8 protein-coding genes and 1 pseudogene are annotated in these 12,341 nt (G+C 45.0%); 7 read left to right on the top strand and 2 right to left on the bottom strand.

What is annotated here, in order from left to right; genetic code table 11:
* Positions 1–3 precede the first annotated feature (3 nt).
* The gene (locus J7545_RS03795; protein WP_318719154.1) at positions 4–5,988 is read right to left on the bottom strand and encodes a type I polyketide synthase; all 5,985 of its coding nucleotides are present in this window, start codon (positions 5,986–5,988) and stop codon (positions 4–6) included.
* Positions 5,989–6,227: 239 nt separating this feature from the next.
* On the opposite strand from J7545_RS03795, the gene J7545_RS03790 reads away from it, so the two are divergent.
* The 7 genes from J7545_RS03790 (at position 6,228) to J7545_RS03760 (ending at position 12,067) form a co-directional block, all read left to right on the top strand.
* The gene (locus J7545_RS03790; protein ID WP_318700749.1) at positions 6,228–7,589 is read left to right on the top strand and encodes a DICT sensory domain-containing protein; all 1,362 of its coding nucleotides are present in this window, start codon (positions 6,228–6,230) and stop codon (positions 7,587–7,589) included.
* Positions 7,590–7,606: 17 nt separating this feature from the next.
* Positions 7,607–8,248 carry a pentapeptide repeat-containing protein gene (locus tag J7545_RS03785; protein WP_318700750.1) on the top strand — a complete coding sequence of 214 codons (642 nt, stop codon included), beginning with the start codon at positions 7,607–7,609 and terminating at the stop codon, positions 8,246–8,248.
* A gap of 101 nt (positions 8,249–8,349) precedes the next feature.
* Positions 8,350–8,814, top strand: a complete 465-nt coding sequence (locus J7545_RS03780) for a response regulator (RefSeq protein WP_318700751.1) — start codon at positions 8,350–8,352, stop codon at positions 8,812–8,814.
* A 31-nt stretch (positions 8,815–8,845) separates the two neighbouring features.
* On the top strand, positions 8,846–9,367 hold the full coding sequence (locus J7545_RS03775; RefSeq protein WP_318700752.1) for an RDD family protein: 522 nt from the start codon (positions 8,846–8,848) through the stop codon (positions 9,365–9,367).
* A 50-nt stretch (positions 9,368–9,417) separates the two neighbouring features.
* Complete coding sequence (gene rpmG, locus J7545_RS03770; RefSeq protein WP_271945032.1) at positions 9,418–9,612, top strand: 50S ribosomal protein L33; 195 nt, start codon at positions 9,418–9,420, stop codon at positions 9,610–9,612.
* Between the two features lie 71 nt (positions 9,613–9,683).
* Positions 9,684–9,902: a 30S ribosomal protein S18 gene (gene rpsR / locus J7545_RS03765; RefSeq protein WP_271945029.1), complete on the top strand. Its 219-nt coding sequence runs from the start codon at positions 9,684–9,686 to the stop codon at positions 9,900–9,902.
* A gap of 143 nt (positions 9,903–10,045) precedes the next feature.
* Positions 10,046–12,067 carry a ribonuclease R gene (locus J7545_RS03760; protein WP_318719153.1) on the top strand — a complete coding sequence of 674 codons (2,022 nt, stop codon included), beginning with the start codon at positions 10,046–10,048 and terminating at the stop codon, positions 12,065–12,067.
* A 4-nt stretch (positions 12,068–12,071) separates the two neighbouring features.
* Here the strand turns inward: J7545_RS03760 and J7545_RS23895 are convergent.
* A pseudogene (locus J7545_RS23895) lies at positions 12,072–12,174 on the bottom strand (IS5/IS1182 family transposase); the annotation flags it as partial.
* Positions 12,175–12,341: the final 167 nt, after the last annotated feature.

Raw genomic sequence — 12,341 nt, 5'->3', positions numbered from 1 at the left:
CCCCTAATCGTCTAGTAGTGCATTCAATTTTTGATTAATCAATTCTTCAACTTCTTCTTCTGACAGGTCTTGTATTAGAGCATATCTTTCTTCAAGATCTTCCTCTAGGGTATCCTCCTGTTGTTCGGGAATAGAAGATGGGCTATTGGCTATGGGTGAGCCAGATAATTGTTGAAGCAGGTATTCAACTAACTTGTCGATTGTCGGATAGTCAAATGCCAGGGTCGAGGGCAGAGTGATTTCCAAGTTTCTTTGTAGTTTATTGCGTAATTCAACGGAAGTCAAAGAATCCATTCCCAGTTCAAAAAACTTATCTTCTAATCCAATTTCGCTAACGTTCTTAAGACCTAGTATTGGGCCCATCTGATTCCGCAGATGAGAGATGAGCAGCGATCGCCGCTCTTTGGGCGTAGCATTGCTTAACTGTTGTGCAATATTTGATTCAACAGTTGGGGTCACCTCAGTCGCTGTGGCTTTCTGTTGCCAATCTTCCAAGAAGGGAGAATGGGCAATCCGATCTTCCCAGATAGACCAATCCACATTGACAACGCCCACTTCCGTTAACTCTCCAGTCAAGAGAATCGCTAAAGCCTCTAAAACTTCGTCAGGGGAAATAGCATTTAACCCCTGTTGTTGTAAACGAATATCTGCACCCCGTTCTGCTGCTTCTCCGACTTTGGATACGGTTCCCCAATGAATACTTAATGCCGGTAGTCCCATACTGCGTCGATAATGAGCTAAATGATCGAGAAAAGCATTAGCAGCAGCATGGTTACTCTGTCCAGAAGAACCAAACAGAGAAGCAACAGACGAGAACAGAATGAAGAAATCTAAAGGTTGGTTCTTAGTAAGCTGGTGCAAATTCCAAGCCCCTTCTATTTTGGCTTTCATAACGGGTTCAAAACTTGACCAAGTTTGATTTTGCAAGACGGCATCCGAGAGCATCCCCGCCGCATGAATCACTCCTGCTAGGGGGTATGGGGAGCGATTAATGCGATCGCACACCTGAGTCATTGCGTCTAAATCGGATACATCAGCCCTTTCCACCGTCACGGAACCCCCCGATTTCCTCAGTTGAGCTAATTTTTCTTCGGTTAACGCATCAGGAGAACGGCGACTGAGCAATACTAAATGTTGAGCGCCTTGCTCAATCATCCAACCTGCTACCAGCAAACCTAATCCCCCTAAGCCTCCTGCAATCAGATAAGTCACCTCTTTACCGAAGCTGGGATGAATCGATGGTGTAGCCAGATCGTTCGAGACTAACCGAGAAACATAACGGCGTTGTCCTCGAAAAGCCACTTGATTTTCACCCTCCCTTGAATGGAGTTCATCCAATAAGTTTAATGCCTGAGTCTCCACCGATTCTGTTGGGTCAAGATCGACTCGAACACAGTTCAATTCTGGGTGTTCTAAGTCAATTACTTTGGCCATCCCCCATACTGGAGATTGGGCGAGTCCAGATAATAGGGGTTCGGGTTCAGGAAGGGGTTGCACGCCTTGGGTTACGACCCATAATTTTGGCGGTTGGCTATTCTCAAGTTTGACTAATTCTTGCACTAAGAATAAGGTCGCGCCACATCCTGATTTCAACCATTCGTTTAACGGTTCTCTCTGAAGGATATCTCCCCTTTCCAGAGTCCAGCATTGCACCACTCCATATAAACTTGACTGTTGGACAATTTCAGTCATCATTTGTCCAAACTCTAAAGGGTGGTGAGGATTAAGGATAAATTCTGCTGCTCCAATCTTTTGATAGTTTTCTCCAGGAAATACCAACGTGCAAGAGTGTCCGACTGAACGTAAATGGGTCGCTAGGTGCTGGGCAATTCCCTCTGGATCTGCCAAAATCAACCAATGTTGAGAGACTGCTCGGTCTTCGAGTCTAGCGGTTTCTTCTGCTTGTGCAATCATCACGACTTGGTCAGAAGAGAGGTCTAATTGCCCCGATTGTTCAGGGAGTATGACCGGCTCGCTAAATCCCGTTTCCTTCAACAGTTGCTGCCATTGCAGCCGATTGAGCAATGGATAATCAGGACGCAATTCATGATCTTGAAATCTCCACCATCCTTCTAACAGTCCAAAAACTAAATCTAGCCATAGGTTCTGGGTTGCAACTTCTAATAAGACAATGAGTCCTCCTGGAGCGAGTAACTGATGTACGTTGTTTAAGGTCTGTTTGAGGTTTTCAGTCGCATGAAGGACATTAGCCGCGATCGCGATATCATATTGATGTAAATCAACATTCTGTTGTTCGAGATCGCTTTCAATATCTAACGTTTGGTACGAAACAAAGGAATAGTCCTGAAATTTTTCTTGTGCTTTCCGGAGAAATAAGTTTCCTAGATCGGTAAAAATATATTGGGTTCGACTCGGTTGAAGGTGGGGGAGAAGGTAAGCGGTTGTTCCTCCTGTTCCTGCGCCGATTTCTAAGATTCTGACCCCTTGCCTTGGAGGTAACTTTTCTATCACTTGGCTGACTGCGCGTTGGACGATGGTATTCATCGCCTGAGCAGTGGGAGACTCTTGATAGAGGTGTGTTGCTGCGGTCAAATCCCCTTCTGGAAAGACTAGCTGTACCGGGTCTATCGCTCCTCGTAATACGGCACTCAACTGAGACGCACAACGGTGAAGAAGCGTTAATTCGGCAACGATATCCGGATATTTCTGTAATCTCGACTGATAAATTTGACTTGGATTTACGGGGGTTAGCTCTTGTACAACTTCCCACTGTTGCGATCGTTTTTTAAGCATTCCTTCTTGAACAAGAACTTGTAAAATCCGATTAAACAGTTGTTTTTGGCTATTGACGATCCCTAATTTTTGGGTAATTCTCTCTAGTGAAAACAGCTCTGTAGGCTGATAAGACCAGCCCATTTCATCTAGGGCTTGCATAATATACTCTATACCAATTTTCTCTAATAAAGTCAGAATATTTCCTGGCTTTTCTTGCTTGAGTTCTAACTCACCCAAAATGGATTGACGTTCCATATCTACCGGTTGGATTAACCGGGTCTGACCAAAACCTACTTTTTCTCGCCAATCTATAGAATAAAAATAATCATGAATGCCTGCTTTTCCTAACTCTTGTCGATGTTGCTTGACCAAACACTTCAGTAATTTGGGAAGTAAATCAACTTCATGAGGACTAAAATCTTCAACCGTTCTCAATCGTTCAGTTAAATGCGATATATCGCCTTGATTCAATAAGTTGACAATTGAATTTCCTTGATCTGTAGTTACCAGAGAAGCATCGTTAAGCTCAGAATCTTCTATCCAATACTTTTCTCCTTGAAATGGATAAGTCGGCAAAGAAACTTTCTGTCCAGAGAAACCAAAACTTTCATGAAATCCTAACCAATTTACCTTCGCCCCTTTTACATATAATTCCCCTAAACTAGAGAGCATTTGTTGCCATTCTGGTATTCCTGGACGTAAGGAAGGCAAGCATAGGCCGCCTTCCTCAGGTAAACACTCTCTTCCCATGCCCAACAATACAGGTTTTGGCCCAATTTCCAAGAAATTTTCATATCCTTGCTCACATAAGGTCACCATGCTTTGTGCAAATCTAACCGGTTCTTTGATATGATTCACCCAATATTGAGCAGTGCTGACTTCTTCTCCAACTTTTCTACCTGTCACATTAGAAACTAACGGGATTTTGGGCTGACGATAAGTTACTCCTTGAGCTATCGCTTCAAATTCCGCTATCATGGGTTCCATTAATGGGGAATGAAAGGCATGGGAGACTTGTAGCGTTTTAGTTTTAATTCCCAGACTTTCTAATTGACTACAAATAACGGCTAAAGCTTCTATTTCCCCTGAAATGACAATACTTCGTTGCCCATTAAAAGCGGCGATACTAACTTGTGTAGAATAGTTCTTTATGACTGCTTTGACTTGAGTTTCCGATGCTAATACAGAGACCATTTGGCCGCCGGGAGGCAAGCGTTGCATTAATTGTCCCCGCATGGCGATTAGTTTCAAACCCTCTTCTAAAGTGAAGACTCCAGAAATACAAGCAGCGACATATTCTCCGACACTATGACCCATCACAATACTGGGTTGTATTCCCCAAGATTCCCATAGTTTAGCTAAGGCATACTCTACAGCAAAGAGAGCGGGTTGGGTATAAGCAGTTTGGTGAATGAGAGAGGTCTCAAGGGGCTGAGATTCATCAGGATATAAAACTTTTAATAGAGGGACTTCTAAATAGGATTTTAGAATTGTGTCACATTCGTCTAAAACCTGGCGAAAAGTTGGGTGTCTTTCATATAATTGTCGTCCCATATTGATAGATTGAGACCCTTGACCGGTAAATAGAAAAGCCACATCTTGAGAGTGGGCGGACGGTGCTGTTCCTCGAATGACCCCGTAGGTGTAAGGTTGGTTGACAAATTCTAAGAGTTTTTCCTCTAACTCTTGCTTCGACTCAGCCACGATTGCTAGTCTTTCTTCAAAATGCGCCCGTCCTAGGGTACTGGTATAGCAAATGTCTGCTATTTCAGATTCATTCTGAGATTGTAAATAAGGGATATAATTCTGGGCTAAGTCTTGCAGCGCGGGTTTGGTTTTAGCACTAAGCGTTAATATATTGAATGAAGGAGCTAGTTCTGTTTGTAGTTTGTCTTGTTCGGGCGGTTCTTCCAAAACGATATGAGCGTTGACTCCTCCAAAACCAAAGGAACTTACTCCGGCTCGCCTAGGAACTATTTCTCCATTTTCTGTAATTAGTGGTTTCCATTCTTGAGTTTCTCTGACTAGATAAAATGGTGTGTGCTTTAAGTCTATTCGAGTATTGAGTTTCTGGAAGTTAATGATTTTAGGTATTTTTTTGTTTTTTATCGATAATAAAACTTTGATTAATCCAGCTATTCCGGCGGCGGCTTCTGTATGCCCAATATTCGTTTTTACTGCTCCTAGACCACAGTAGGGATTTTGTGGTGCTGGGATTCCATAGTGTTGATGGAGTTGTTTGAAACTCCGTTTGAGACTATTGATTTCTATGGGATCTCCCAAGGGTGTTCCTGTACCATGGGTTTCTATGTAAGAAACGGTGTTAGGCGCGATATTGGCTTGGGTATAGGCAGCTCGTAGAACTTGAGTTTGAGCATAAATATTAGGAGCGGTTAATGTTCTTGCTTTGCCCCCATGATTGACGGCACTTCCTTTGATAACACCATAAATTTGATCTCGGTCTAATCGGGCTTGTTCTAGAGGTTTTAATAGGATTATTCCGGCTCCTTCTCCTCTAACATAGCCATCGGCTTGGCTATCAAATGTTTTGCATTGCCCTGTTGGAGATAACATGCCGAGCTGACTGAATGATATATAGCTGGTGGGAGTGCATAATATATTGATTCCACCTACAAGTGCCATTTGGCATTCTTGTGCTTGAATGGAATTGATGGCTTGGTGCAGAGCAACTAGAGAACTCGAACAAGCGGTATCTACGGGCACACTAGGACCATGAAAGTTAAAGAAATAAGAGATTCTGTTAGCAATCATGCAGGTGTACGTTCCTGTGGCGGTATGTCCCTGAATATTGCCATTTTGATGTTGTATTTGATTATAGTCAGAGTTGCAAACACCGATAAATACTCCTATCTGGTTTCCGGAGAGTTCTAACGGTGAATAACCTGCATCTTCTAAACAAGACCAACTCAATTCTAGGAGAATCCTCTGTTGAGGGTCTATTCGACTGGCTTCCCTTGGCGAAATCCCGAAAAATCCGGCATCAAATTTATCAATGCCTTCGATTAATCCGGACCATTTACTAATCGTTTTGTTGGCAGTCTCTGGAATGGAAGAGTAAAATTTGTCAATATCCCATCTCTGGGATGTGGTAGTGATACTATTGACTCCTTGGAGTAAATTATTCCAGTATTCACTGTAGCTTTTTGCGCCAGGGAAGCGACAGCTTATCCCCACAACAGCTATGGATCGCTCATGGTGATTGGTTTCGTTCTCATTCGTTGCAGAAATCATCTCTTCCAAGTCTTAAAGCCCAGGTCACTAACTATTATACCATAGGTGGGGACACAATGAGCGATCGCTCTCAACAGAAGCTTTAATTCGTCCATGATAGGCATCCTAAGTGCAGGAGTTGTATGATAAGCGTCTTTTTTGATTTTCTGAAAAGTGTGGCTCTACCCTGGTAAGTTATGTCAAAATGTAATGCAAGAATTGAAGATTAATATTTCATAAGCAACTGATAAGATAAAATAATGTTAACTGGCTCAATCCTGCAAAAACTGCATACAGCCCACAAAAACACCCAACCCCTGAACTTTGGGGTCTATTATAAAAATACTTTGGTTGCCCTGTGTCATGCCTTAGAAGATTTTATTCTCCAATGTGAGGATCAGCCCCTGCTGATTGCAGCATTCCAACAGGGGAAATGGTATGAGCAAGAAGCAGAACGCTATCGAGAATTAGCCCAGCGAGCTTCCGAAGTGGTGATTTTAGCCACTGAAGAGGCAGGATTTACTCAACATCCGACCAGTCAATTCCCCAATGTTCAATTAGTGGGTCTAGAGAGCCACGATCCAGTTTGTCAGGAATGGCATCTGATTATTCTGTCCAACAATTATACGGCGATGGTCTTATGTCAAGAATTATCTGCGGTTGATTATGGGGTAAAAGGATGGCCAAAAAACGATTGCGAACGGAAATTTTATGGGTTTTGGACATTTGAACCGACGTTAGTTAAGGAAACTGTTACGTTAGTGGCCGAACATCTGCAAGCCTACGATCCAAAATTAGCTCAACAGCTCGGCGATCGCCTGAAAAATATCACCCCTAAACCTCCAGAAGCCGATCTGCTCAATGCTGTCGTTTCTTCTGTTGTAGACTATCTGCAAAACTGCCAAAATCAACTTAACCCTTACAATAGTGATTCCCCTCTCTATCAGTTTCAAGACCTGACGGATAACTTGCGCTCCAATAAAATTCAAGCCTTGTTACGGATGGCTCAAGTCATTGACCAAGCCGATCTGAGCAACCCCCATGTAGCGACAGAAGTGGCAGCGCTCTCAGATGTAATGGGACAATTGCTAGATTTACCGGTGTGGCAAGTGAAACGCTTACGGTTAGCGGCTCTGCTCCATCGACTGCCCTGCTTACAAGGTCTCCCCGAAGCCCTCGATCCCTACCAAAGCAAACGGCAACAAGAACTTCAGGAACAGCTCTCAGACTTGCCCAAATCTTCGATTTTGCGGATGATGCCCCAACTTCAGGCGATCGCCCATATTATTAGTCATCAAAACGAACATTGGGATGGTTCTGGCAAACCGGAAGGTCTCGCCTACGATCAGATTCCGATTGAATCTCGGATTCTCAGTCTGATTGCGACCTTTGAACAGCAGCTCCAGAGTCAGAATTCCCAAGAGGCGATCGCAGCCCTAGAATATTGCCAAGACCTGGCTGGAACCCAATTTGACCCCAAATTAGTTGAAACGTTGACCTTATTAGTGCGAGGAATGCAACAGGGCTTGCAACTCTCGAACTTGCCCCCTAAAATTGCTTCAGGCATCTGGTTACTTGATGAAAATCCCACCCCCCTTACTTCCCTAAACTCAACCTACTGATGAATCTAATAAATACTATGGATTTAGATCTTGTTGCCCTTCGTGCTGGCCATCTCAAACACCTTCCAGGGGTAAACTTAGAAGATGAAGACCTGACTGAAGTCCAACTTCCGAATGCTGATTTAGCGGGAGCTAACTTAGTGGGAACGATTCTTTCCTCTGCTAATCTCAAAGGAACCCGACTCGACGGTGCAAATCTGATGGCAGCTCAACTGATTGGGGCTGATCTGCGGGGTAATTTACTCGGATCAAACTTAATGCAAGCAGATTTAACCCAAGCTGACTTGCGAGGGAGTAACCTTAGAGGGGCTAACTTGATGAGTGCTACATTAACCCAAGCGTCCTTAGCGGGGGCATTTCTCAGTGGCGCTAACCTCATCGGGGTTAAGCTACAAGGTGCAGATTTGCGAGGCGCTGACTTGCGAGGTGCAAATTTGAATAATGCTAATCTTAAAGGGGTTGATTTAAGTTATGCCGATCTCCAAGGAGCAAGCTTAACTCAAGCGAATTTAGAAGAAGCTGACTTACGTGGTGCGAATTTGATTGGTGCTAACTTAAAAGAAGCCCATTTACTCTGTGCCGAGTTAGAGGGTGCAAATCTGACGGGGATTACTTGGGAAGGCGCTTGTTTAGTCGGAACAAGCCAGAATACCGGATAGGATTTTCAAAGGGGTTTTATGCGATCGCCTTGTTCTTCGGTAGACCTTAAGAATAGGGCAGTAGATGCCATAGAGTCATCCCATTTTTGGTTAAGAGTTCTATGCAGCACATTCAGTTTGAACCATCCCAATTTACCATCCTGGTGGTTGAAGATAATGCCACTAACATGCGCTTGTTGCTTGAAATTTTGCTTGATGATGGCTATCAAGTGGAAGCAGCAGTCAATGGTCTTGAAGCTTTGGAAATCGCTGCACAAATCCGTCCCGATCTGATCCTTCTAGATGTGATGATGCCAGGTCTGAATGGCTATGAAGTGTATCAAAAACTCCAGGAAAATCCTCAAACTGAGGAAATTCCGGTGATTTTCATTACGGCGATCGCTCGGGTGGCGGATAAAATTAAAGCCTTTGAACTGGGAGCGGTTGATTATATTACCAAACCGTTCAATATCAGAGAAGTCATGGTACGGTTGAAGGGGCATTTGATTCGGCGATCGCAGCATAAGTATTTGGAAGAAAAAATCACGACCCTAGAACAGGCCTTATCACACCATCAAAAGAATTAATCGATTGCCTATTCCCTATTCCCTTCTGTTCATGTTCAGTCCCCCCCCCGATCGCTATTTTCCCAGAGCGCCTCTGTCACGACGGACAGCAGCGTTTGCTATAGATTTGGCTACGATTTGGCTCTTTTGTGCGATCGCCGGTAGGAGTTTGTTTTTACTAGCCTTTCTCTTAGCTTGGTTTACGGCTCGAATTTTTATTGTCCTCAAAAATAAGGGGCAAAGTCTGGGACGCTATGCCTTTGATCTGCGAGTGGTAGACCAAACGGGACGGACTCCCCTATTTTCTGACTTATTAAAACGGGAAGCCGTTCTCGGACTCGCCTCAATGTTGGCCTTGATCGGATTTAATTCTCTCAATCCAGCCAATGCCTGGTCACTGCTGTTAATCTTACCCCTAGGGGTCGATTGTGGCTGGGCCTTTGCCGAAACCAATTGGCGACAAGCCTTTCATGACCAAGTAGCAGGGACTTTGATGATTCAAACCCGTCGTGGTTATTCCTTAGATTTGAAACTCAAACAAATAGTTGCACAATTACAAAGACGTATGAGATAATAGGAAATTGTGTTTAATTAACTCTAAAAACTTTTAGCGCCCGTAAAGCTATGGCTAAGAATAAAGGTGTCCGCATTACTGTGACCCTAGAATGTACAGAGTGTCGCAGTAACTTGGCGAAGCGATCGCCAGGTGTCTCTCGGTATACAACCAAGAAGAATCGTCGTAACACGACGGGCCGATTAGAGCTGAAAAAGTTCTGCCCCCACTGTAACGCCCATACAACCCACAAGGAAATTAAATAACCTCCAGTTGCTTATTTTGAGTTGCTGGAATTAAGCCCATTGTCCCCAGAATATCAACCGAGATCAAACCTATGTCAAATTACTACAGAAAACGGGTTTCCCCCATTCAACCCAAAGAAAAAATTGATTACAAAGATGTGGATTTGCTCCGTAAATATATCACCGAAAGAGGTAAAATTTTACCTCGCAGAATCACAGGATTAACCTGTAAGCAACAACGTGCCCTAACAGCAGCCATTAAACGGGCGCGGCTGATTGCCCTATTACCCTTTGTCAACCAAGAAGGTTAAGCAGCGGAGTCAGGATGGATAAAATCAGCACATCCTATGGAGAAAAGTCGGACAGAGAAGAATTCTGAACTAGGAAAGTTAACTCTGCCAAAGACTGGTAAATTAAGGCTGTGATGTTGTGAATCAATCCCTAGGATAGTGCTGTGGAGAAGGGAAGGCTAATCGAATTTAGGCTCAATGGGGAACGGCGACTAGCAGTCGCCGATCGCCCAGAAGGAAAGAAAAATTGGGTAGTGATTGACGAAGGCGCTCATAGTCATACGATTAAGCGCCAACAAATTACCTATGAAGTGGCGGGAGAAGCTTATACCCCCTCAGATATTCCCCGATTCCTCAAAGAAGTAGATCCCTATCTTGACCCATCCAACTTAGAAGTAGCCTGGGAACTGTTGGTAGAAGCGGGGGAAGCGGTAACCCCCGAAGAACTAGCTCAGTTGCTCTATAGCGATCAAAGTCCTCCCTTGTGTTATGCTGCCCATTGCTTATTGGTTGAAGATAAGCTGTACTTTAAGCAAAAGGGCGATCGCTATGAACCCCGCCCGAGTAGTTTAGTCGCGGAAATTCAGCACCAAAAAGAAGTTCAACAACAACGGCAACAGGAAGCCATTGATTTTCTCGATCGCCTCAATCGGGCCCTAGCGGGAGAAGTGCTAGAGTGGACAAATAGCGATCGCTCCCGTCTAGAGGCGATCGAGAAATACGCTATCCATGGTAATAGCACAGAAGGGTTCAAACCGTCGGCGATCGTTGGCGAAACCCTAACAGCCCTCAATCGTCCCGATACCCCCCAAGCCTGCTTCGATCTCTTAGTTGCTTTGGGGATATGGAGTCCCCACGAAAACCTATTTCTGCGGCGGAGTCAAATTCCAACTCAATTCTCAACAAAGGTACTCGAAGTGGCCCAAGGTTGTCTTCAAAATCCTCCGGATGACCCGGACTCCAACCGCCTAGACCTCACCCATCTTAAGGTCTATACCATTGACGATGAAAGTACCAAAGAAATTGACGATGGTTTGAGCATTGAATACCTAGACGATGCTCAAATTCGGGTCTGGATTCACATTGCCGATCCCACAAGATGGTTAACCCTTGGAGATGAACTAGACCTAGATGCTAGACGGCGAGGGACTACCATTTATACCCCCACCGGCATGATTTCCATGTTTCCCTCAGAATTGGCCACCGGCCCCATGAGTTTAATTCAAGGGAAAGAATGCTGTGCCCTCAGTTTTGGTGTAATTTTAGATCAAGAAGGGGCGATCGCCGACTACACCATCCACGCCACCCTCATCAAACCCACCTATCGCCTCACCTACGACGATGTAGAAGAAATGCTCCATCTGGGCGTTCCTGCCGAACCAGAAATCGCCACCCTTGCCACCCTCGCCAAACTGCGGCAAACCTGGCGCACAGCCCAAGGCGCAATCAACATCTCCATACCCGAAGCCTCCATCAAAGTCAAAGACGACGAAGTAACCATCACCCTGCTCGAAGATGCCATCTCTCGGCAACTTGTCGCCGAAATGATGATCCTCGCCGGAGAAGTCACCGGACGTTATGGTTCTACCCATCAACTCCCCTTTCCCTTCCGTTCCCAACCCCAACCTGAACTTCCCCCAGCCGAAGAACTCATGCAACTCCCCGCAGGGCCTGTCCGCTCCTGCGCCCTACGTCGTTGTATGCCCCGCAGTGAAATGAGCATTACCCCCGCCCGTCACGCCAGTCTCGGACTCGACTTTTACACTCAAGTAACCTCCCCCATCCGGCGCTACATGGACTTACTGACTCATTTCCAACTCAAGGCCCATCTGCGTGGCGACCCCCTACCCTTCTCCGAAGCCAAACTTCAAGAACTTATGGCTGCCATTGCTCCCAGCACCCAAGAAGCCAACTGGGTAGAACGGCAAACTAACCGGTATTGGGGATTAGAATTTCTGCGTCGCCATCTCGATCAAGTTTGGCAAGGTTTAGTCCTGCGCTGGTTACGGGAAAATGACAATTTAGCCCTGGTTTTATTAGAAGAGCTGGGTTTAGAGATGGCCATTCGCTTTACCAACCCGGTAGCTCCTGGCGATTATATCGAGCTTAAAGTCACCTATGCTGACCCCAGAGAAGATGTAGTTCATTTTCAGCATGTCTTAGAACCGGCAGCTTTAGAATCTTGATCCTTGGATGTCCAAAGCCTTTAGGACTAGGGCGTAAAGGCTTGAGTACTTCCCAGGAAGGCATCACTTAAATCACTGGGATAAGATGGTCGTTGAGGATGGACAATTTCTGGTCAGCGACTCATAGCACTATTGATCCCAAATCCGGATAGTATGGGAAAGAGAAAGTCACACTGGCCACCAATGAAATTGAGTCAGATGACGAACTGGCTCGTGCATAGAATTAGCCAAGGTCAAACACCGCTCAACTAAGAGGTCTTCCATCACCTCAATG

It is taken from the genome of Roseofilum sp. SBFL, assembly GCF_017746885.1.
Taxonomy (GTDB): Bacteria; Cyanobacteriota; Cyanobacteriia; order Cyanobacteriales; family Desertifilaceae; genus Roseofilum.
This window is presented reverse-complemented; position numbering and strand designations above follow the sequence as displayed.

Bases quoted from the DNA above. Each gene is read 5' to 3' on its own strand.
- J7545_RS03795 (WP_318719154.1), bottom strand. From the start codon at position 5,988: ATGATTTCTGCAACGAATGAGAACGAAACCAATCACCATGAGCGATCC.
- J7545_RS03790 (WP_318700749.1), top strand. From the start codon at position 6,228: ATGTTAACTGGCTCAATCCTGCAAAAACTGCATACAGCCCACAAAAAC.
- J7545_RS03785 (WP_318700750.1), top strand. From the start codon at position 7,607: ATGGATTTAGATCTTGTTGCCCTTCGTGCTGGCCATCTCAAACACCTT.
- J7545_RS03780 (WP_318700751.1), top strand. From the start codon at position 8,350: ATGCAGCACATTCAGTTTGAACCATCCCAATTTACCATCCTGGTGGTT.
- J7545_RS03775 (WP_318700752.1), top strand. From the start codon at position 8,846: ATGTTCAGTCCCCCCCCCGATCGCTATTTTCCCAGAGCGCCTCTGTCA.
- rpmG (WP_271945032.1), top strand. From the start codon at position 9,418: ATGGCTAAGAATAAAGGTGTCCGCATTACTGTGACCCTAGAATGTACA.
- rpsR (WP_271945029.1), top strand. From the start codon at position 9,684: ATGTCAAATTACTACAGAAAACGGGTTTCCCCCATTCAACCCAAAGAA.